Source organism: Clostridium sp. MCC345, from assembly GCF_018785345.1.
GTDB lineage: Bacteria > Bacillota > Clostridia > Lachnospirales > Anaerotignaceae > Anaerotignum_A > Anaerotignum_A faecicola.
Genome location: NZ_WQPP01000064.1, coordinates 322,466 through 343,572, shown reverse-complemented (window position 1 = coordinate 343,572; position 21,107 = coordinate 322,466). Strand labels below are relative to the sequence as shown.

The window sequence follows — 21,107 nt, the reverse complement described above, 5'->3', positions numbered from 1 at the left end:
ATGACCGTGCCTGTGAGGTGCTTGCCGGACTTGCCTTTGGACTGGAAAGTGGAACGGATTTTACGGCTGGTGTCTCTGGCATAATACTCGTTCATGATGTTGCGGAAAGGAGTAAAATCATCGTCCCCTCTGGCACTGTCCACGCCGTCATTGATGGCGATAAGGCGAACGCCACGCTGACGCAGAATTTCCATAATCTGACCGACTTTCAGATAGTCACGACCCATGCGGCTCATGTCCTTGATACACAGATACTCCACATTCCCGGCTTCCACTTCTTTCATCATTGCCAAAAATCCGGGACGGTCAAAGCAAGTACCACTAATGCCATCGTCCGTGAAATGGACAATGTTTGTAAAGCCCTGCCGTGCGGCGAACTCCTCCAACATTGCTTTTTGATTGGATATGGAGTTGCTCTCACGCTGTTGGTCATCATCTTTACCAAAGTCATCACGGCTCAGTCGTTCGTACAGAGCTGTGATTTTCTCGTTTTTTCTCATAGCTTGCGCTCCTTTCTTCGGTTTTAGGTTATGTGTTCTAAGAGACTTCCCAACCGCTTGATTAAGAAGTCTTTTAGAGCATACAACACCGGCAGCCAGCTTGTATTTTTTATACTGACGGACTGCAAAGTGATTCGGCTTTTTCTTTTCCAGGGCTTCAAACATCAGATCCACCGGGTTCTGGAACTCCTCATCATCTTCCCGCACCTCCATTGCGTTCAGGAACTCAATCAGGGTGGAGAAATTCTGTTCCTCAACCGGAGCTTCATAGTGGATATATCCGATCAAGGCACAGTAGAGCAGCGTTTCCGCCTTCGTCCAGAACTCATCACCGGCTTTTCCATCACCCTTTGTGTTGGCAATCAGCGTTGTCACCAGTTTCAGAATGTCTTTTTCTGAATGGATATAGGCAAATGGGTTATAGTGCATCGACTTCTGAAAGTTGATGGTGTTGAAAATCTTGATGGTGTAGCCATGCTTCAAAAGGGCGTTGCCGCACTCAATCACGATGCTGCCTTTCGGAACGCTTTCGTCAAGATAGAAAACGGAAAAGTCACAAATTATTTTCAAATCAGAAATTCGCCGTTTTTACATCATCACGCATTAACCGCTTCATCTTGTCCTCCAAGGTGTCCTTGCTGGTCTGGCTGAAATGAACGCCGATGATATAGGTGGTGTTGCCCATTCTCATGGGGAAGCTGCCTGCCGGAGTTGGCTTGTTCGCTTTCACTGTGTTTGTGGTCTTGGTCATTCGCATTACCTCCTGTGAATGTGAAAAAGCCAGACAAGGGTGGGGGGCGGCAACGAAGTCCGGCAACGGACTTCAAAAAACCTCGAAACTACCTCGTCTGGCTATTCTTACTATTATTCTTTTCTTTTTGAAATTCTCTGTTGCTTTCGTTGCCGGAGAGAGAAAAAGCCTTGCAGATAAAGGGCTTTTTGAAATTTGCCCGGCAACGGGGTCGGCAACAGGATAGCAACCAGCCCTGCAACGGACTGGCATTTTTCAGAACGGAAGCTCCATCTGGCTTAGTTCTTCCTCGGTCAGTTCTTGAAAACCGTCCGCAGATTTTGAGCCTGTTGTCGATAGCCCGTTGTCACGCTCCCAACCTCGCTGTCTGCCGTACTTGGCAAAGATACGTGGATTGGAAAAGGGCTTCCAGCCCTCCACGCTGTTGTTCATTATCTCGTTGATTTCTCGGATTTCCCATTGCTTCGGCTCGTCAAAGGCATGGTTCAGAGCTTCGGCGTAAAGCTGCTTGGAGCAAACCTGATTGCCTTTGTACTCGTCAAGGAAAGACTGTATCAGCCCTGCCTTGGTGTCCTCCGGCATGAATTGCTTTTGCAGCTCTCGCAGTTCCTTTTCCATATCCTTGGAGAGTGCAAGGCGTACCGGGAAATTGTGATAGATAAACATGGCTTCTGCCCACATCATATCAATGTAGGCTCTCGATGCAGCTTCATCTTCCAGAATGTGTACCTTGGCTCTTTCTGCGTGTACCATGATGGGCAAGAACCTACGGTTGCCGGAACGGTCAAGCGGTAGGAAGTCCAGCGTATTGGAGCTGCCGCCGAACACACATTGTCGCAATCGGTCTGCCGGATGCGTTTCATACGGCACTTTGTAGGTCTCTTTCGGTCTGGAGATAAAGGACTTGATTTCCTCAATGCTCCTTGCGTTGGCTGTGGCAATCATTTCCGACATCTCGATTATCCAATGCCCTTGCATTTTGCGATACACATTGTCATCGTCAATCTTGCGTAGATCATCGGAGAACCACTCATCTTTGACTGCCAACAGACGGAAGAAAGTGGACTTTCCGGCTCCTTGCCCTCCGACAAGGCAGAGCATAACTTCAAACTTGCACCCCGGCTTAAAGGCTCGGCTGATAGCTCCCAACATGAACAGCCGCAGGGCTTCATAGGTGTACTCGTCCTCGTCAGCTCCAAGGAAGCGTTGCAGGGCGTAGCGGATGCGTTCTGTGCCGTCCCATTTCAGACTGTTCAGATAATCACGGATGGGGTGGTACTTGTTGCTGTCGGCTATGATTGAGATAGCTTTTTGGATTTTCTTCTCGCTGGTCAGCCCATACTTATCTTCCAGATAAAGCATGAGATAGTTCAAGTCTGTGTCCGTCAGCGTGGAGGTCTGCTTGTCCCACCACATCGGTTTTACAATGTCGATACGCTCTGTGAGAATATTGTAGCTGATGGCTTCAAACAGAACAGGGTCATACTGAAAAACGGTTAAGCAATTTCGGATGCTGTTCTTTATGCTGCCGTTATCGGTCAATTCCAGACTTCCTCGGACTTCTTCTATGCTGTGGCACGGCTGAATGGAATCGCTGTTCAAGTTTCATCACCTCGTTTCTTTGCTCGGCTACAAGTGCCTTTCTATCTTCAAGCGTACCGTCAATCAAGGTATCAAGCAGATATTCGATATACGATTTTCTCTGCAAGGCTTCTGTAAATAGCGGATGCCATTCGTCCTCCGGCTGCTTCGGTGCGTAGTCCGTTTCCCATGCTCGGAGCTTGTGGAAGTAATCGGACAGCACACGAAAACACCGTTTTTCTTCTGCTTCAAATTTCTGCTCGGCTGTGGGTTCTCTTGCCTTTGGCAGAACAGGCGGCTTGCCGTTTCTGTCATAAGCAAGGGCAAAATCGGTAGCTATCATCTCGGCGGCTTCTTTTGTACCTTTGCCGAAAAGCCTTGCGATAAAGTCAACCGCATCTCCATCCGCACCGCAACCGAAACAATGAAAACGCTTATCCACTTTCATGCTCGGTGTGCGGTCATTGTGAAACGGACACGCTATCATTCCGGCTCGGTTCACGCTGAAACCATAAAACTCTGCAACCTCTCTTGTCGTAACAAATTGCTTTACCGCTTCAAATACATTCAATGGGCATACCTCCAAAAATTTTCTGTGTCTAAAGTGTAAATTTCCGTCTAATACATTGACATTGCAACGCAAAAGGCATATAATATAAGTGCAATAGCAATGAAAGGAGTTGACGATATGGCTAACACTACTAATTTCAGCGTTCGCATGGACGGTGATATTAAAAAGCAGTGCGAAGCTCTGTATGGCGAATTGGGTATCAACCTGACTACCGCTATCAATGTCTTTCTTCGTCAGTCGCTCCGTGTTGGCGGTTTTCCTTTTGATGTTCGCATGGAACAGCCGAACAAGGAGACGATGGCGGCAATGCTGGAAGCAGAGCGCATTGCCCGTGATCCGTCTGTAAAACGCTATTCTGATGTTGAGGAAGCGTTGAGGGCGTTGAAAGAATGAGTAACAAACATTACGACATCGTTTGGACAAATCAGTTCAAGAAAGACTACAAGCTGGCAATGAAACGCCATCTGGATATTGACCTTCTTGATGACATCATCCGCAAGCTGGCAAGCGGCGAACAGCTTCCAGAGAAGAACAAAGACCACGCCTTGACAGGCAACTGGGTCGGACACCGTGAGTGCCATATTCAGCCGGATTGGTTATTGGTCTATCGGATGGAAAATGATTTGCTCGTATTGACATTAGCACGAACAGGAACGCACAGCGATTTATTCGGAAAGTAAGAAAATGCACTCGGTATTATTCCGGGTGCATTTCCATTTTCCACGGAACAAAAAAGCACCTGCTATCTTCAAAATTGAAAATGCCAAGTGCCTTAAAGTTCCATATTCTGTTTTTTGATTTTCTGTTGCCTACGCTGCTCGTTCAGCTCCTTTGCTTCCTCACCGTTATATTTCAGCTTCTCGGTAAGGGAGTGCTTCGGTTCGGGCTTCTTTTCTGTCGGGTGCTGCTCCGGCTCAATGACCTTACCGACCCAATAGCGAATATCTTTCAGCGGCTTCAATTCGGTCTGCACCGCTTCAAGCTCCTTGCGGATCTCGGAGACTTCCGCATTCAGCTTCTTGTATTCCGCTTTCAGCGATTTGAGGTCAACGGAAATATCCACGCCCTGCTTGCGGAGAAAACGGTCAGCCTTGTTGTAAGCGGCAAGCTCCGCTTTGTGTTCCTCGGCGTACTTTTCCTTTCTGGACTTCCAGCCGATTTTCACATACTTGTCATGGACTGCCTTGTGCTGTTGGCAAGTAGCAACCGCTTCTTCGATACCGGCGATTGTTTTCATCCGGCTTTCCTTGGGCTTCATGGAATTGCGGATTTCTGCGGCTCGCTCATTCAGTCCGGCAAGAGCTTCGTCCAGCTTGTCCAGAGTGAGAATGTTATGGTTTTGCAGATAGGCAATAGCGGAAGAAATGACTTTCATATCCTTTCGCTTGCCTAAGTCTCTGCCGTATTTCGACCAGTCAGAGCGTTCCTCAATTCTCATATCGGTGTACTTAAACAGAAGCTCAATGAGGGACGGAGAGGAAGCGGCGGCTTCCATTTCTGCAAGGACTTCTTTTCTTGCTTCCAGTAAATCGCGAATCCATGCTCGCAGACTTTTTATCGTATTGCGGATAGCAGCCATCAGAGCGTTTGCGGCTTTTATATCTCGGTTGAGATTGCCGATATTGGTTTCTATTCCTCGGCGTTCCATTTGCGTAACGGCAGGACCCATGTGGACGGTCGGAACGATGTCCAGTCCCTGCCGTTCATAGGAACGCATATCCACTCGCTCGGTACTGCCAGCCATTTCAAGATAGCGGTTCTGCACTACCTCCCATCCGTGTCGCCAGTCCTCGGCGTGATACTGTTCATTCCAGTCAACGGTATCTTCCTTGTGGCTTTTCCAGTTGCCGGAGGGCAAGCGTATTCGCTCGCCGTTCGCGTCAAGGTCATAAACCTTTCTGCTCTTAGGAAGCCACTTTCCTTTTTCGTCCATCGCTCGCATTGTCAGCATAATGTGGCAATGGGGATTATGCCCCGGTGGGTCGGGGTCATGGATTGCAAGGTCACAGCACATTCCCTTTGACACAAAATGCTCGTTGCAGTATTCCCGTATCATATCGGGATATTGCTCGGCAGGGACTTCTCTCGGAAAGGTCACAACAAATCTTCGGGCAAGCTGGGAGTTCCATTGCTTCTCAACTGCTTCAACGGCGTTCCAGAGTGTGCCACGGTCAGCATATTCGGGCGGAGCGTTTGGCGGCAGCATGATTTCCGTGTAAATGATGCCACGCTTCTCTGTGTAGCTTTTTCGTTTTTGGTCATACTCGGAAAACAGGCTTTCGCCGCTTTGATAGGCAGCTCCGGCAACGGCTGACTGGCGTTTGCTTCGTTGCGTGATTTTGATTTTTAGGTGTGGGCATGGCATTTGGCATTCCTCCTTTCTCGGTGCAAAAGAAAAGACCGCACATTTTTTGAACGGCGGTCATGGTGGGCGGTGTTCAATTCGGACTTGTCGGCTTGAAATGATTAGAATAATCGTTTCAAGCTGGCAAGTGTGCAAAGGGGTAGTTGGCGAAGCCAACGCAGGGGAAACGCAGTTTCCTCTGGATGATTGAAGCGGCGGTTGCTGTGAAAATCATCGGCTTCCTGCAAGGAGCTTTCGGCAGAACGCAATGCACCGTCTTAGGCGGTGTATAATTGCGCCCTTGTCTAAAGCCAAGGGTTTAGCCCTCGTCCGTTGCCCTCGTTTTTCTTCGGTTCTCAATCAGCATATCCAGCTTCTTTTGTGCGGCTTCTCCGTGAAAGAGGAAGGTCAAAAGCTCCATCACATCATCGTCCGTCAGAAGTGTCGGCTCTTTCAAAAAGGCTTCCAACATTCCGGCACGAGTGCAAAGGCGGTGCGTTCTCTCGGCTCGGTTCAGCTTCTTCATTTCCCTTTGCAGGGCTTTCCCCTCGTTCTCGGCGGCTCTCAATTTCTGCTCGCCAACATAGAGGTCATGTTTCAGTTTTTCAAGTTTTTCATTTGCCATAGTACCAGCTCCTTTCGCTTGATGGGCAAAGCAAAAGCGACCAGCCTTTTACGGTTGATCGCTTTTGGTTCGTCCACAGTATTCAGTTTGTCAACGCAAAAGATTTCCTACCATCACTTTTTCAGCTCTAAATATTCTTGCCCCATGAAGAAGATTGTTAATTCGTTTTGATCAACTTCTATCTCAAATTCTACACTACTATCTCCCTGTGTAACACAGATTATATCCGAGTAAGAAAAACCATAAGATGCGTTACCGCAGGATAGACCCGAATCGGGCATATCTTTACTCACAATAAGTTCTCCATTCTCTTGAAAGGTAAATACCTCCTCTGTATTGACATCTTTCCATGTGCCAATAATATCTTTTTCGTTTTGAATGAGATTTACTTTACCAACACATACAGTGGCAAGTATAACTACACCAACAGTCAAAGCGATGCCTGCAACTCTCTTTACCAGTTTCTTTTTACGCAATTTCTATTACCTCCGTTTCAGTTGCTTTGTTAGATTGAATGATTACATATTGCTCAATTTCAGTTCCTCTACAATTTCCACCTTTGATACGCTTCTGACAGCAAACAGCATAGCGATACATACCATAGCACCGACCGCCAGAACTGCAAGAGCATAAATACCACCGTTGATATAAAAAGCAAATGGTGTCATACCCGACGATATGAAGTAGTAGATGGCACAATGAATCAAAAAGCTCACAGGCAACGCAAGAACCAATGCTTTTACGCCGTACAAAACAGCTTCAAGCAATAGCGTACATTTCAATCCTTTGGCAGTCATACCAACAGAACGCAGAACAGCAAATTCGCTTCTTCTCAAATGAATTGTATTTGAGATAGTGTTGCAAACATTCAAACTGATAATAACCGTCATCAGGATCGAGAACAGGCAGATTACCAGTTTTGCAATCGTATATACCTGTCTGGAATTATTCGTTGCGGCTGCAATGTCCACAGTTTGCGGAAATCCTCTGTCAGCCAGACAGTCCATTGCTTCTTTATGCTGTGCTGTCTGTATTCTCATTTCCACATAGGCGTTATCATCTATCAGCCAGTTAAAATAACTTAAAGGCACAATGAAGACAGCTCGATCTCTCACAAACATGGATTGGATATTTGCATTTTCTTCTGAAACGATTTCTTCCACGATAATCGGCAAGGCATCCTCGGATGCCCCCAACGGAATGATTTCAGTTCCCGGTTCAATAAGAAACGGGGAGCCTGCAATCACTCGATTTTGACCCGCATTATAATATCCCATTGTCTGATTGAGCAGGATTCCACGATTGGAGCTGCCAGTCATAATATGAAAGCCATTTTCCTCACAAAAGGAAGTAAAATGTTCTTCGTCCAGTCCTACGACATATACCTCTGCTTTCGTACCATTGATAAAATATCCCTGCATATCAGGATTGATTTGTTCCTGCGAAAATTCAGCAGTCATATATCGCTGAAAAGAATAGGAAACATCCGCAGTGATATTTTCATCCGATAATGCCCCGATTGCGGTAGGAATATCTTTGTATTGAATCGTCGAAATCACATCAGTATAACAGGAACCGTCCTCCTTCATGTCCAAGGATGTCTGATAAAGCATAAAATCAGACAAACTGTATAAGGAAAGGGCAATTACCACCGACAAGAAAATAGAGCCAGTAATTGCTCGGAAGCGTTTTGGATTACGCTTAATATTTTTAGCTGCCAGCGAACCATAAATGCCAAAAACCAAAGAAACGATTTTTCCATCACGGAATTTCTTTTTTGATACCGCATTGTTAGACTGGCGGATAGCTTCAATAACTGTAATTTTAGCAGCTTGCTTCACAGGCTTTCTGCTTCCGAAGTACAAAGAAGCAATGCCGGATAATCCGCTGACGAGCAGGATCAGTCCGTTTACCTTTAAGGACAGTTCTACAATGCCAAAAGTGAATGTTTCTCCAAAAGCTGCCCTGACCACACTTAACAACAGAGCAGACAGCAGTATGCCGACAACCAATCCCAAAGGTATGCTTACCACACCCAAAAGAAAGGCTTCTAAATATACACTAAGGCGTTTTTGCCCTTTTGTGGCTCCAATACTGGATAACATTCCCATCTGCTTAATTCGTTCCTGCAAGGAAATGGAGAGGGCGTTGCTGATCATTGAAGCGGATGCAGCCATCAAAAGGCAAATGACCATGACTACCAAAGCAATCAGTTTGGCAGCTCCTTTGCCGCCGGTAATTCCATGATAGACTAACAGTTCAGAATGAAACTTTGCTACATGACTGTCTACTGCCGCAGCCACTTCTTCGGCTTCTGTATAGATCGAATTGGATAAATTCTTTGCCTTGACATACGCAGCAAAATCGGATGCCGTTTTGTCAACGCCTGCAAAGGCATTATAGTTTGCTGCGATTTTTGAATCATTCACATCTGACAGAATACCAACAACTACATACGCTTTCTCTTTCGTTGGAACGAAACTTTCTTCTTCGCCCCTATAATTTGTCAGCCCGGAAAGCTGGGCATTATATTCATCCCAAATTCTTGAACCAAGAGTTAAAGAAATTGTATCTCCAATCTCTGTATTCATGTTGTTTTTCTTCAAAAAAGATTCTGAAATAACAATCTCATTTTCATCTTGCGGGAAACGCCCTGCAAGCAAATACTGATTTAACGAAAATCTTTGGGTAAAGTTCTCGTCGATCTCGCCAATGGAGAGCATTGTACTGTTGGATTTCTCCCCGTAAAAACTGTTTCCGGCAAAGCGGAGAAGCGAAACCTCGCCTACATTGTTTTGACTATATAGCTCTTGAGTCTGCTCCCAAGTCAGATCCTCCATGTAGTAGTCATAATCGCCACCATACACTTTTTCTTTCTCTTTCAAAAAATCAACCAAAGACCATCCCCCACAGAGAATAGCGGTTATCATACTGATTGATAAAAGAATGGTTAAGAGTGTGAGTAGGGTACGCTTTTTATTCGACAACAGATTCCTGAGTGTAAGCGTGAAAATCATATTCATCAGCGTATCACCTCATCCCTCACAAGTCTGCCATCCTGAATTTCCAGAATACGGTCTGCCTGCATTGCGATTTCACGGTCATGGGTAATCAGGATCATTGTCTGGCGATAGGCTTGATTTGATTCACGCAGAAGTTTCATAATATCCCTTGTGTTCTCCGTGTCCAGATTTCCCGTCGGCTCGTCCGCAAGGATAATCGCAGGTGCGTTAATCAACGCTCGCCCGATTGCCACTCTTTGTTGTTGACCGCCGGATAACTGACTTGGCAGGTGCTTTCTACGCTTTACCAGCTTGAGCGTGGATAACAGTTCCTTCAAACGCTCCTTATTGATTTTACGCCCATCCAATCGAATAGGTAGCGTGATATTTTCCTCAACAGTCAAAACCGGGATCAGATTATAAAACTGATAGACAAGCCCAACCTGCCTTCTTCTGAATACAGCCAATTCATCTTCGTTTTGCTCATAAACATCCTGTCCATCCACAAATACTTTTCCCGAAGTCGGTCTGTCAACACCACCTAATATGTGCAACAGGGTAGACTTGCCAGACCCAGATGCTCCAATGATTGCAACAAACTCTCCTTTATCAACGGAAAAAGAAACATCTGACAAAGCATGGACAGGAGCATTGTCCATTTCATAGGTTTTGCAGATATTCTCCACTCTTAATATTTCCATAAAAAGTTCCTCCATATATTTTTGCAATTCAGTATAGCAAAGCAAAGTGACTGCTTCATTACTTTTTCATTACAAAAATGTCACTTAAAAAGGGGCTGCATTAAGCAGTCCCCTAAATGCGAATCTTCTTCAGTTTCATTATTATTTTGTATAATCCATAGCCCACACAAACACCAAGTGTATTTAAAAACACATCGTCTATATCACTGCTTCTCCCAATAAAAAATTGTATCATTTCTACACTGGTGCTAACCAAAACACCTGCAAGAATTACATTTTTTATCTTTCTAAATTTTTTCCAGAGCAATGGCAAGAATAAACCTATTGGCGAAAACAGCAATAGGTTAGCTAACAAGTTTAAAACGGATACTTTATGTATATCTGCTTCTCCTACAATACTGTTATTGCCAGAGAGTTGATCCAATATCGTTTTAAACGGAATAAGATTTACAGAAGCCAATTCATTATCCCAAAATATGTCTATATATAGCTTACCCGCCATATCAATACCACAGTTCCAATGAGGCATAATCGTTTGAGAGGCTAATCCTGCACAGTAAGCAGCAAAAACACAAATCACAAGCTCTCTCTTCCAATCTTTTTTGGGGTGCTTATAGCAATTTATAAACCTGCACCCTAAACATAAGAAAAATCCCAATAAACAGTAAGGTATCATATTTCCAATATACTGCAAAATCAAACGCATAATAATACTCCCTTTTTCTTGATTTGATTAAACCGACAAAAACTGTCAGCTTAGCGACATTATATTTAAGCAGTCCCCCGATAAAAGCAGATTTCAAATTCTGCACCGCCTGACTCCCGATTTTTCGCCTGGATGACACCACCCTGATTGACGATGATTGTTTTTGCCAGAGCCAACCCCAAACCGGCATTACCGATTGTAGAGCCACTTCCTTGATAAAATCGGTCAAATAAATGGGGGAGGTCTTTTTCCTGAAAACCTGTTCCGTTATCCTCTATAATGATCTGTGTCAAAAGAGGTCTTTCTATTGCCTTGATTTCGATAGTGCTGCCCTCTGGTGAATGTTCGATACAATTTTTAATTACATTTCCCAAGGCTTCAGCAGTCCAATCAGCATCAAGAGATAGTTTTATTTCTGCCGGAATCACTTGCGTGATTGTCTGCATTTTTAATTCAGCCGCAATTTCCATAGGACGAATTGCTTTTTCCACCACATCTTTTAAGTATACCTCCTGTGGCTTTAGAGTAATCGTTCCTGCATCCAGCTTGGATATTTTCAGAAGTGTGGCTATCAGCCACTCCATTCTTGATAAGAGCATAGTCTGTTTGCGGATCAGCTCATACCTTTCTTCGTCAGTCAGTTCCTCATTACACAGAGAAGCATTTAGGATATTCAGCGATGTCAAAGGTGTTTTTAATTGATGTGAAATATCGGCTAAAGCATTCGCCAAATTGCCTTTCTCCATTTTCAGAGCTTCTGCCTGTTCAATAAGTCGTCTTGTCATCTTGGATATTTCATCATGTAAAACAGATAACTCGCCCTCTTGAAACTGCCCAAAAGAAATTGTTTCATCTCCATGTAACAGCCTATCAATATGCAAACTAAAATCAGCAATTTTCTTGTATCTCTGATATGTGAAAAAGAGGGAAACTGCACTGGATGAAATGATAGCCGACAGAACCATCCACACTGCTTTGCTATCAACGATAATGCCAATGCCGCCCCAAAATAGAATAAGAATACTGCTGACAACAATTTGCCTTTTAACTTCTTTATTTCTGATAAAGTCCATATCAACCCACCTTATAGCCAAGCCCACGAACGGTAATTATGATTTCCGGCTCCTGCGGATTGGTTTCAATTTTGTCACGCAGCCTTTTCATATAGACAGTCAATGTATTATCATTGATAAACTCCCCGGTAGTGTCCCATAAAAGCTCCAACAATCTTCTGCGAGAAAGGACAATACCTTTGTTACGCAAAAAGACTAACAGCAACTTATATTCCATAGCAGACAATAAAATCTCTGTTCCGTTTTTTACCACGCTTGCTTGATTTGTGTCCACAACTAAGTCATGGTAGCTGATAATGTTTTGCGTGTTCTTAGTTCTCCTTAATACGCTGTTAATCCTTGAAAGAAGCTCCCTTGGTCTAAATGGTTTACTGATATAATCGTCAGCTCCCATGTCCAGTCCTGCCACAACACTATACTCATCATCAGAAGCAGTCAAGAAAATAACCGGCATAGTTCCTCTTTCTTTAATTGCAGAACAAACAGAAAAGCCATTTCCATTTGATAGTTGAATGTCCACCAGAGCTAAATCATACTGGTCGCTATCCAGTTTTTCTATTGCTTCTTTTTGCCCGGAAGCACTTTCGATTTTGAACCCTTCATTTCCTAAATAGTCCGATAATGAGGATACGATGCTTTGGTCATCCTCCACTAATAGTAATTTGCTCATCATGCGTTCTCCTTGCTGAAAGGATTTCTGGCTTCATTGCCTTTTTCGTTAGGTATAAATTCAAGAATATCATCGACTCCGCAATGGAGTGTGTTGCATATCTTTTCGATGGTATCGAGGGAAAGGTAATTATCCCGTTTCAATCGGGTTATGATGTTGGCACTAAAACCTGCCTGTTCCATCAGTTCCGCATTGCTCATACCCTTGTCAATCATCAAATGAAACAACTTTTTATATGTTACTGCCATAGCTTACCCTCCTTGTGCTTACATACTCTATTATTATATCACGCAAGTGTGAATAAATCAATGATATTGCGGTAGATTCATGGTTTATAATAGCTCTGTTACGCACATTTTCCTATTTTTGGGTTGGGTAAGGCATTTATACTTTGAAGATATGTAACGGTCAAAACATCGGGTACAGACCCGACATTTTGACCGCATATAGCCCCATATCGCTACATTAACCGCCTTGTCCGCTGAAACCGTTCTGCTTCGCCAGTTCGCTTGCTTTTTGTCTGCGTTCCTCGCTCATGGGCGGCTGGAAGCGTATGGACAGTCTGGACTTGTCTATCAGATAGGACACGCCGCCTTGCTCCATTCGCTTGTCCAGTCGGCACAGTTCTGGGTGCTTCTTGCTGAACGCTTCCAAACGCTTTCGCAGTCCGGCGTTGTAGGTCTGGATATGGGCTTCCTCGTCCGCTTCATTGAAAAGTACGATTGTTTCTTTCTCATACTTCGTCAGCTTCATAATCGTAGCCCTCCACTTCGATGGTGCTGACCTCTGCCAAACGCATAATGAGCTGGGCATTGAAATAGTTTTCCATCTCAATGCGGAGATTGTAAAAGAAACAGCGATACCAGTCCTCCACACCCTCGCCAAGCAACTTGATTGCCAGCTTGTAAAACAGCTTCTTGGTTCCGGGGTCGGGAGTGATGGCAGCTAACATACGCAGTCTCTCCACGGTAGCTTTGAGGACAGGGCAGCCAAAGGCATACAGGGCTTTCTTCTCGTTGATATTCATTTCCATAGTGTGTTCCTCCTTTTCAAAATTGTTGGTCTGTGTAGGGCTTTTTGATTAAAACTTTCTCCTGCCGATAGAGGGATAGTCCTTTTCAAGCTGATAGCTGAGATGCCATTCTGCATAGCTACTGTCATCGAAGTGGGCTTTCAGCTTGTTCATCAGATGCCGGATAACGATTTTCGTCTCGTCATTCCATGCGGCATAGAACAGCGTGTCCAGCCGTTTCAGCGTATCTTTGAGAAAGGGACTTCCAAAGGCATAAAGGATTTTCTTCTCGATTGCGGTCAGTTTCATCGTTTGAACCTCCATAAAATAAATTTAGGGGCTGTAAACAGTCCCTATGTAATGCAAAAGCCGCTACTGCATAAGCAATAACGGCTCTTGGCTCGTATTCAATTCTTGCGGTGTCAATCGGCGTAAATCAGTTCGCCTTTGATAGTTTCCTCTGCCTGTGCCACGCAAGCGTTCATCTGGCGTACCCATTCAAGCTGATTTTCGGCTTTCAACTGCTCCGTCACGCCGTAATGCTTAATGAGCTGCGGCAGGATCACATCCATTCTGTGCTGTGCGGCAGCTTCAATCTCCGCACAATGCTGATAGAGCTTTTCGGTTAACACCATTTCCGAGAACAGAACAGGATGTTGCAATCGCAAGTATTCCTTTCGCATCCGTCCCCATTTGCCAAGACGGATATTCGGCTTCGACAATCTGATGTCGGGTACATAGTAATCGCCACTCTTGATAAAATTAAGTTCTTTCATGCTGGTATATCCTTCTGTTTGTTTTTTCTTTGATGGTATTCATCCCTGCGTTTCGCAAGGTGAGCTTCGTAGCGTTCAATAGCTTCGGGGTTTCCGGCTTCTGCTTCGGCTCTCATTTTCTGATAGCTCTTAACGGTGGCTTCGCTCTGATATTTTCTAATGTCTGCCAACTTTTGGGCAGCTTCCGGGTCAGTCTTGGCTTGCTCTACAAGGGCTTCTCGCTCTGCCTTGCGTTGGGCGGTATGGCGGCGGTTATATTCAGCCTTGCGTTCTGCCATCATAGCGGCATATTCCGGGTCGGAAGCCATGCGTTCTTCCTCACGCTCCTTTTTACGCTGTCTGGCTTCGGCTTCTTTGGCTTTGAGTGCCGCCCATTCCTTTGCAGCTTCGGGGTCGGTTTTCGCTTTTTCTTTCAGTTCGGCTCTGGTGAGCTTTGCTTTCTTATTGGCTCGCTCCATACGCTTGCGTTCCGTTTCAAGCATCTTTTCCTGCTTGGCTCGCTCTTTCTCGTCCATCTGACGGACATATTCGGGGTCTGCTTTCTTGGCTTCTTGGAGCTTCTGGCGATACTTCTTATTACGCTCACGGAGATTGGTCAGATATTCCTCATACTGTGCAACAGCGACCGGGTCTCCGGCTTCGGCAGCCATACGCAATTCATCAATCTTCTTTTTCCTGTTTTCTGCACTACGCTGACCTTTCGCTTTTTTTCTGCTCTGGCGTTCTGCATCAATCGCCGCAATGCGTTCTTCCTCGCTGACGGTCTCGCAAGGTGGGTAGTAGTTGCCGATGAAATTAAAGTGAATATCAAGAAGCTGCTGGCGGTAGATGGTTCGTCCGCCTGTGGCTTCGTGAACCTCAATTCTGTCAATAAAAGCGTAGAGCATAGTATCCGTCAGTTCGGTACAATCCTTGTATTTCTTAACAAGGGCGATAAAGCGGTCTGTTTCTGCTTCCTTGGCAGTTTCAACCTCAATCTGACCTTTCAACTCCGTAATACGCCGTTCAAGAAGTATCTGTTCTTCATCGTACTGCTGTATCATTCGCTGAACCTGTCGCTCCGGCAGTAAGCCTTTCATGGAGCTTTCGTAGAGGTTTTGTATCATGCTATCCAGTTCAGAAATACGCTTTTCAGCTTCCCATAGCTCTTGCTGTCCTGTGTCTGTATGCTTGGCTTTGTTCTCATTCCACACAGCTTTAAGCTGGGAAACAAACTCGGCTTCGTTTTCAAGGACATACTTGCTGACCGTTTGGATTGCTTGTGAAATAGCCGCTTCCAGAACGGAAGTTTTTACGAAGTGGGAAACACATTCGCCCGTGGTGCTTCGATAATTGCCGCATTGAAAAGCGGAATCTGAATCGTAGTGTGTGTCCCCATGCTTGGATTCGGGGCTGATATAGCCCATTCTCGCTCCGCAGTCGGCACAGTAGATCAAGCCGGAAAGACGGTGGGTATAAGTACCGTTAGCCACTCTCGGCTTTTTGTTAAGGCGTATCTTTCGGGCAATATCCCATGTATCTTGGTCAATAATCGCTTCGTGGGTATCGGGGAAAATCATCAGCTCGTCCGATGTTGCTGCTCTGCGTTGCTTGGTTTTGAAATTCTCACAGATGGATTTGCCCAACACGGTATGACCAAGATATTCTTGCCTGTCCAGAATGTAGCCAACGGTGGTGGCGTTCCATTGGTAAGGATTTGTAATTTCAATGTGTCGGCAGTTTTCGGGGAAATGCTTGGCGGCATAGGCTGACGGTATCAAGTTTTTTTCTTCTGTCATAATACTTGCGATAGTGGTCACTCCCATACCTTGGCAAGCCAGACGAAAAATGCTTCTGACAACCTCCGCAGCTGGTTCGTCCACTAACAACTGTTGCTTATCGTCTTTGGTTCGCTTGTACCCATAGGGAATTGAACCGCTGCATCGTAAGCCATTCTTCATTCGGGATTTGAACACAGCTTTGATTTTGTTGCTGGTGTCCTTGGCGTACCACTCGTTCATGATGTTCAAAAACGGAGTGAGGTCATTGTCGGTAGGGTTGGCACTATCCACGCTGTTGTTGATAGCGATGAAACGAACACCTTTTTTCGGGAACACAATTTCCGTATAGTAGCCGACTTGCAGATAGTTACGCCCGAAGCGACTTAAATCTTTTACGACCAAGGTTTCCACTCGCCCTGCGTCTATTTCTTCCAGAAGTGCGGTGAAGCCGGGACGATTGAAATTCGTACCGCTATAACCATCGTCAGAAAAGTGGCGTATGTTCCTTAACCCTTTCTGACGGGCAAATTCCTCCAAGTACATTTTTTGATTCTGTATGGAGTTCGATTCGCCAATTTGTTCATCGTCTCTCGATAAACGCTCATACAGAGCTGTGATTTTGATTTCTTCTTTTTTTGCCACAGCTTTAACCTCCTTGTGCTATGTAATTTTCGGATATTATGTAGATGCGTGACACACCTTTTATCTATCCTCTTATATTATAGCCATTCGGGTCAGTGACCACATAGGAACTGTGCATCTGGAGAAGGTTTGGCTTCAACCAAAAGCGAGTTTTACCGGAACCCGAACCGCCGATAATCAGAACATTCTTATTTCGGGCATTGGCAGGATTCTTCGGGCGATTGCTCATCATCAGCCGCTCCGTTTTCGTCAGGATCACATTGTCCTCGAACTTTGGTGCAATAAACGGCTCAATATCTTTTGCCGTTCCCCAACGAGCAGAACCGTACTCAACATTGTGTCGGTACTTCTTTGCGTTTTTGCCTTTTAGATAGACAGCCAGCCGAAGTCCTGCGCCGCAGAGAATACCAATCAGCAAATCCAACGGGTGAAAGCTGGGAAACGGATTGTTCAGGGCTATCGGAAGGGCATGAAAAAAGCTGAGGATTTTCGCAGATGAATCTGCCCCCTCAGCCAATCTCCATGCTTCTCCTAAATTCGTAGCGAACAACCCTACCAGAAAATACGGTAAATTCAGAATCAGGAGCTTTTTCATTTTTCTCTTATCCATCACAGATCACGCTCCTGTTTCTTCTCTCGAACCTTCTTCGGAATCGCTGCGACAATTTCCTTGAACTTCTTCAGCTGCGCCAGAACGCTCGGCTTTTCATTCTTGGTTAATGCCCTTGCCTGATGTTCCTTGCAGATTGCATCCAAAGCATCTGCATCTTTAGAACGGACAAAAACAAGAAACCGGGGAGGATCAACGGACTTATCTTTTCTTACGGCAAAGTCCACGCCATACTTCTTGGCGAGCTTTTCAAAATCACGGATACTCTCTTTGTCGATCTCAACATTCGTAGCACCCTGATTCTGTCCCAAAAGCTGTTTCACGGATTGCTTTCCATGAACGGCAGGGTCTCGTGCCTTTTTCATCTTCACTTTTTCCCGGTGCTGCAAATACTTGCGGATACCGGCAATGATAGTGCGCCCCGTCAGCTTGGTTGTGCTGATCGCCAGGTTTACTGTTCTGTTTTCAACTTCTTCCTGCATGATTCATCACCTCCTGCAAGCAGTAGAGTGAACAGATTATCGTGCCATATCTCTGTGGTCGTAATACAGATTGCCCTTGGCAACTGCGGCATGGCTGATAATCTTGATATTGCCAGCTTTCTGGTTATCCAGAGCCTTCTGATAACCCACATCGCTCAAATACAGGCGATTTCTTTCGCCTTTCCAACCGACAGGCGATTCATCGGTCAGCACATCGAAAATAATCATGTGCTTGGTGGCGTCATCAAATCGTGCCAAGTCCATATAGGTATGTCCCTGGTACTCCTTGGCACCATCCTGAATCCGCTTTCGCTCCATCAGCTCTCCAATCGTCGAATTTCTTTGCATAAGAACCTCCTTACAGAACATCTCGGTCAGGGTTACTTTTGTGGGGAACCGAATCAGCTTTGACAGGTGCATCTTCTTTCTTCACCATGTCATCCGGCAGGGGAAGCGCCATAATGCTGCGCCCCATGCGTACAAAAGTCTCAGGCTGATGAAAGTGTTCCTCAAACTGCTTCATCAGTTCCGGGGACAGAGAACAAAAATCATCCTCGCCCAATCCCACAACCAGAAAATCACCGGCGATAATGTCATAAATATCGCCGTCATCATCACGCAGCGCACGGTTCAGTTCTTTGCCTACGAGTTTACCTTCGTCGTGCATCACCAGTGCAACCGGCTCATTGAACGGATAAGTTGCCTCAATATCGCCACCTACGGCTTTCTGCAAATCCTCCAGCTCACAGCCGATCTGCACAGCCTGCGGATACATGAACGGCTTTACCAGCAACACATTCATGGTATCTGCCTGTTCTTTCTGAACCTCCCGTTCCTCGGTCGTGCCGAACGCAACACCGGTAAAGTTTTCGGAGTCCAGAATGTACTCCGAATTGTAATAAGCGGCTCTAACCTGTTCCTCTGCCGCATCGTGAGATTCTGCTTGCACCGTAACCGTTTTCTCCAAGGTTTCGGTGATCTTCACATCGTATTCTTTCAAGTTTCGATACCTCCGTTTCTTTGGAAATAAGAAAAGCGACCATCCATGAACCTGTTACAGTTCATAAATAGTCGCATCCACATCGGCTAAAAGCTCGAACAAGCAAATATCGTCCAGTTCGCAAATCAGGGAACCCATGTCGAAGAAAATATCGTCCTCGCATTCCACCGTAGTAACCACGCTGCGGTGTTCGTTAAGACAAATGGCTTCTTCCTTGTCCATCGTGATCGTAGACATACAGGACACCACATAGAATGTCATATCTTCTGCTAACCACAGCTCCTTGCTCTGAATCGTGCGAACTTTTTCATCGCCGCTCATATCTTCTACATAGGACAGAAGCCGCACGGCTCTGCTGTTCAGAAGTACCTTTCCCTGATAGTCGATACCCTCACCAGCAGAGGACAATACTCGATACTCGCTAATCATCTCGGCATTTTTCTGAAACGACTTTGCCAGAAGCGCAGGAGAAATATCATCGAACTCCTCACTGTAGTTTACGAGCATATCTACCATATAATCAGGATCGCAAAGGTCGTAGAGTTCTTCCAAAGCGCCCTGAATGTTTTTGGGTGTAAACATTTTTTACCTTACCTTTCCATTGATTTTTCTCTTTTTTTCTGCCATTGCTCCAAAAGCTGAATGATTTTATCCTCCATCTGCTTGTTGGTATAGGACTTCGGGAAGTATTTTCGCAACGAATCCGTTTTGAAGGTTACTCTGTCCAGCTCTCCCTTCTTGATTTCATTCATAATCTCGCACATCGCATCCAGCGTACACTCGCCCTCCTGTGCGAGCTTTTTAATTCGCTGTGCTTGCGAAAGGGAAGGAGCTGCTTGAGCATAATCCATTGCAGAAAGAAAATCCTTCTGTTCTTCACTTGCCAGATAGGAAAGCTCCACCGCAGGATTGAATTTGATCTGACCCGTATCTACCATATCCAGCAGTTCCGGAATCAGTTCGGTCAGACGGATATAACGGTGTACCTGATTTCTGCTTTCTCCTGCCTCCTGACCGACTATATCCATTGCCTGCAACTTCATCCCAACTTGGGATGAAGTTAAATCGGTGCGTTGACCTTGATGTTTAATCGCATCCAGCTTCATCTTATAAGCAAATGCTCTTTCACTCGGCAGGATACTCTCCCTCTGCAAATTCGCATCAACCATCAAAATAATGGCTGCATCATCGTCCAGGTCACGAACAATCGCAGGCATGGTTTCCTTACCCGCAAGCTCCGATGCCCGGTGCCGCCTGTGACCAGAAACGATTTCATAACCACCGTCGGGGTCAGGACGGACAATCGCAGGAGTGAGAACTCCGAAATCTCGGACGCTCTCTGCCGTTTTCATCATTTCTTCATCATCAACCACACGGAAGGGGTGTCCCTCAAAGGGGTGTAGCTCAGAAAGCGGAATTTCCTGCACACGCTCCTGCTGGGCTTCAGCTCTGGATTGATCGGTGGAGAAAATATCATCGTACCCCTTCAAGCTGATGTTTGCGCCTTTTTTCTGCATTGTTTAACACCTCCTTCGTCAGAATTTTATAGGCTTCGGCAACTTTGCCTTTGGGATCATGCTTGAAGATACTGGTTCCCTCTGCGCTGATTTCCTCTGCACGGACAGAGCGGGGAATGTCGGTCTTGTAAACCTTCAGCTTTCCGCCGTAGCTCTCCCGAATCAGATTGCTGATGTCTTTGGAGTAGTTGGTGCGGCTGTCCACCATCGTCAGAAGAATCCCTTCAATCCTCAGTTTCGGGTTGATTTGCCTCTTGACCTTGTTGATGGTTCCAAGCAGCTGTTCCAGACCCTTTGCAGGAAGGTATGCTGCCTGAACCGGTATCAGCACATTGTCGGCAGCTGCCAACGCATTGACGGTCAGCATACCCAAAGACGGCATACAGTCAAGAAGAATGTAATCATAATTCTGTTTGACTGTATCCAGGTATTGCCGGAGAATGGTTTCCCGGCTCATGGCATTGACCAGTGCTACCTCCATACCTGAGAGTTCGATGTTGGACGGCACCAAATCAACGCCCTCCGGATGATGAAGAATCCCTTCATCGGGAGTAATAGGGTTTTCCATCATAATCTTTCCCATCAGATCGGAAAGTGTCGGAGACAGATCATCCGGGCAGGGATTGCCCAAACTGACCGTCAGGGAAGCCTGGGGATCGGTGTCTACCAGAAGCACCTTTTTTCCTTCAAGAGCCAAGCCAACGCCCAGATTCTCGGTGGTGGTGGTCTTTCCAGTGCCTCCTTTCTGATTGACCACCGCAATGATGGTTGCTTTTTTCGACAT

26 protein-coding genes and 2 pseudogenes are annotated in these 21,107 nt (G+C 45.6%); 3 read left to right on the top strand and 25 right to left on the bottom strand.

The window, feature by feature from the left end:
* From GPK49_RS12810 to GPK49_RS12795, 4 genes and pseudogenes are all read right to left on the bottom strand, one after another.
* A pseudogene (locus GPK49_RS12810) lies at positions 1-1,022 on the bottom strand (recombinase family protein); the annotation flags it as partial.
* A 49-nt stretch (positions 1,023-1,071) separates the two neighbouring features.
* Positions 1,072-1,251 carry a transposon-encoded TnpW family protein gene (locus GPK49_RS12805; RefSeq protein ID WP_215666369.1) on the bottom strand — a complete coding sequence of 60 codons (180 nt, stop codon included), beginning with the start codon at positions 1,249-1,251 and terminating at the stop codon, positions 1,072-1,074.
* 255 nt (positions 1,252-1,506) lie between these two features.
* Positions 1,507-2,838 carry a virulence-associated E family protein gene (locus GPK49_RS12800; protein ID WP_215666449.1) on the bottom strand — a complete coding sequence of 444 codons (1,332 nt, stop codon included), beginning with the start codon at positions 2,836-2,838 and terminating at the stop codon, positions 1,507-1,509.
* Positions 2,783-3,403, bottom strand: coding sequence for a CHC2 zinc finger domain-containing protein (locus GPK49_RS12795; protein WP_215666368.1), 621 nt, complete (start codon positions 3,401-3,403; stop codon positions 2,783-2,785). The genes GPK49_RS12800 and GPK49_RS12795 overlap by 56 nt, the downstream gene beginning before the upstream one ends.
* Positions 3,404-3,520: 117 nt before the next feature.
* Between GPK49_RS12795 and GPK49_RS12790 the strand changes: the two genes are divergently transcribed.
* Together GPK49_RS12790 and GPK49_RS12785 are read left to right on the top strand one after the other, a co-directional pair.
* The gene (locus tag GPK49_RS12790) at positions 3,521-3,796 is read left to right on the top strand and encodes a type II toxin-antitoxin system RelB/DinJ family antitoxin (RefSeq protein ID WP_215666367.1); all 276 of its coding nucleotides are present in this window, start codon (positions 3,521-3,523) and stop codon (positions 3,794-3,796) included.
* Positions 3,793-4,083: a type II toxin-antitoxin system YafQ family toxin gene (locus GPK49_RS12785; protein ID WP_215666366.1), complete on the top strand. Its 291-nt coding sequence runs from the start codon at positions 3,793-3,795 to the stop codon at positions 4,081-4,083. The genes GPK49_RS12790 and GPK49_RS12785 overlap by 4 nt, the downstream gene beginning before the upstream one ends.
* Positions 4,084-4,175: 92 nt before the next feature.
* Here GPK49_RS12785 and mobQ read toward each other — a convergent pair whose 3' ends face one another.
* Positions 4,176-5,768: a MobQ family relaxase gene (gene mobQ, locus GPK49_RS12780; protein ID WP_215666365.1), complete on the bottom strand. Its 1,593-nt coding sequence runs from the start codon at positions 5,766-5,768 to the stop codon at positions 4,176-4,178.
* Positions 5,769-5,911: 143 nt separating this feature from the next.
* On the opposite strand from mobQ, the gene GPK49_RS13100 reads away from it, so the two are divergent.
* Complete coding sequence (locus tag GPK49_RS13100) at positions 5,912-6,040, top strand: hypothetical protein (protein ID WP_318283913.1); 129 nt, start codon at positions 5,912-5,914, stop codon at positions 6,038-6,040.
* 26 nt (positions 6,041-6,066) lie between these two features.
* Here the strand turns inward: GPK49_RS13100 and GPK49_RS12775 are convergent, their stop codons facing one another.
* The 20 genes and pseudogenes from GPK49_RS12775 to GPK49_RS12680 all read right to left on the bottom strand — a co-directional run bounded on the left by GPK49_RS12775 (position 6,067) and on the right by GPK49_RS12680 (position 21,107).
* The gene (locus GPK49_RS12775; RefSeq protein ID WP_215666364.1) at positions 6,067-6,372 is read right to left on the bottom strand and encodes a DUF3847 domain-containing protein; all 306 of its coding nucleotides are present in this window, start codon (positions 6,370-6,372) and stop codon (positions 6,067-6,069) included.
* A gap of 113 nt (positions 6,373-6,485) precedes the next feature.
* On the bottom strand, positions 6,486-6,848 hold the full coding sequence (locus GPK49_RS12770) for a hypothetical protein (protein WP_215666363.1): 363 nt from the start codon (positions 6,846-6,848) through the stop codon (positions 6,486-6,488).
* A 42-nt stretch (positions 6,849-6,890) separates the two neighbouring features.
* Complete coding sequence (locus GPK49_RS12765; protein WP_318283916.1) at positions 6,891-9,389, bottom strand: ABC transporter permease; 2,499 nt, start codon at positions 9,387-9,389, stop codon at positions 6,891-6,893.
* 5 nt (positions 9,390-9,394) lie between these two features.
* Complete coding sequence (locus GPK49_RS12760) at positions 9,395-10,075, bottom strand: ABC transporter ATP-binding protein (protein WP_215666361.1); 681 nt, start codon at positions 10,073-10,075, stop codon at positions 9,395-9,397.
* 112 nt (positions 10,076-10,187) lie between these two features.
* Positions 10,188-10,781, bottom strand: coding sequence for a VanZ family protein (locus GPK49_RS12755; RefSeq protein WP_215666360.1), 594 nt, complete (start codon positions 10,779-10,781; stop codon positions 10,188-10,190).
* 65 nt (positions 10,782-10,846) lie between these two features.
* The gene (locus tag GPK49_RS12750; protein ID WP_215666359.1) at positions 10,847-11,854 is read right to left on the bottom strand and encodes a sensor histidine kinase; all 1,008 of its coding nucleotides are present in this window, start codon (positions 11,852-11,854) and stop codon (positions 10,847-10,849) included.
* A 1-nt stretch (position 11,855) separates the two neighbouring features.
* Positions 11,856-12,524: a response regulator transcription factor gene (locus GPK49_RS12745; protein ID WP_215666448.1), complete on the bottom strand. Its 669-nt coding sequence runs from the start codon at positions 12,522-12,524 to the stop codon at positions 11,856-11,858.
* On the bottom strand, positions 12,524-12,772 hold the full coding sequence (locus GPK49_RS12740; RefSeq protein ID WP_215666358.1) for a helix-turn-helix domain-containing protein: 249 nt from the start codon (positions 12,770-12,772) through the stop codon (positions 12,524-12,526). Before GPK49_RS12740 ends, GPK49_RS12745 begins: the two co-directional genes overlap by 1 nt.
* A gap of 217 nt (positions 12,773-12,989) precedes the next feature.
* Positions 12,990-13,277 (bottom strand): molecular chaperone, encoded by a 288-nt coding sequence (locus GPK49_RS12735; RefSeq protein ID WP_252249619.1) that lies wholly within the window; start codon positions 13,275-13,277, stop codon positions 12,990-12,992.
* Positions 13,258-13,557, bottom strand: a complete 300-nt coding sequence (locus GPK49_RS12730; protein WP_252249618.1) for a hypothetical protein — start codon at positions 13,555-13,557, stop codon at positions 13,258-13,260. The genes GPK49_RS12735 and GPK49_RS12730 overlap by 20 nt, the downstream gene beginning before the upstream one ends.
* A gap of 48 nt (positions 13,558-13,605) precedes the next feature.
* The gene (locus GPK49_RS12725) at positions 13,606-13,845 is read right to left on the bottom strand and encodes a hypothetical protein (RefSeq protein ID WP_215666357.1); all 240 of its coding nucleotides are present in this window, start codon (positions 13,843-13,845) and stop codon (positions 13,606-13,608) included.
* Positions 13,846-13,958: 113 nt separating this feature from the next.
* A complete protein-coding gene (locus tag GPK49_RS12720; RefSeq protein ID WP_215666356.1) occupies positions 13,959-14,312 on the bottom strand; it encodes a TnpV protein in 354 nt (117 codons plus the stop codon).
* A complete protein-coding gene (locus GPK49_RS12715) occupies positions 14,309-16,714 on the bottom strand; it encodes a recombinase family protein (RefSeq protein WP_215666355.1) in 2,406 nt (801 codons plus the stop codon). Before GPK49_RS12715 ends, GPK49_RS12720 begins: the two co-directional genes overlap by 4 nt.
* A gap of 82 nt (positions 16,715-16,796) precedes the next feature.
* Positions 16,797-17,324: pseudogene (locus tag GPK49_RS12710) on the bottom strand (type IV secretory system conjugative DNA transfer family protein); the annotation flags it as partial.
* Complete coding sequence (locus GPK49_RS12705; protein ID WP_002304320.1) at positions 17,324-17,806, bottom strand: PcfB family protein; 483 nt, start codon at positions 17,804-17,806, stop codon at positions 17,324-17,326. The pseudogene GPK49_RS12710 and the gene GPK49_RS12705, both read right to left, overlap by 1 nt.
* A gap of 36 nt (positions 17,807-17,842) precedes the next feature.
* The gene (locus tag GPK49_RS12700) at positions 17,843-18,154 is read right to left on the bottom strand and encodes a DUF5720 family protein (protein WP_002304317.1); all 312 of its coding nucleotides are present in this window, start codon (positions 18,152-18,154) and stop codon (positions 17,843-17,845) included.
* Positions 18,155-18,164: 10 nt separating this feature from the next.
* Positions 18,165-18,806, bottom strand: coding sequence for a DUF3846 domain-containing protein (locus GPK49_RS12695; protein WP_002588969.1), 642 nt, complete (start codon positions 18,804-18,806; stop codon positions 18,165-18,167).
* A gap of 54 nt (positions 18,807-18,860) precedes the next feature.
* The gene (locus GPK49_RS12690) at positions 18,861-19,388 is read right to left on the bottom strand and encodes a hypothetical protein (RefSeq protein WP_002304315.1); all 528 of its coding nucleotides are present in this window, start codon (positions 19,386-19,388) and stop codon (positions 18,861-18,863) included.
* Between the two features lie 8 nt (positions 19,389-19,396).
* A complete protein-coding gene (locus tag GPK49_RS12685) occupies positions 19,397-20,323 on the bottom strand; it encodes a ParB/RepB/Spo0J family partition protein (RefSeq protein ID WP_002304314.1) in 927 nt (308 codons plus the stop codon).
* Positions 20,280-21,107 carry a ParA family protein gene (locus tag GPK49_RS12680; RefSeq protein WP_002304313.1) on the bottom strand — a complete coding sequence of 276 codons (828 nt, stop codon included), beginning with the start codon at positions 21,105-21,107 and terminating at the stop codon, positions 20,280-20,282. Before GPK49_RS12680 ends, GPK49_RS12685 begins: the two co-directional genes overlap by 44 nt.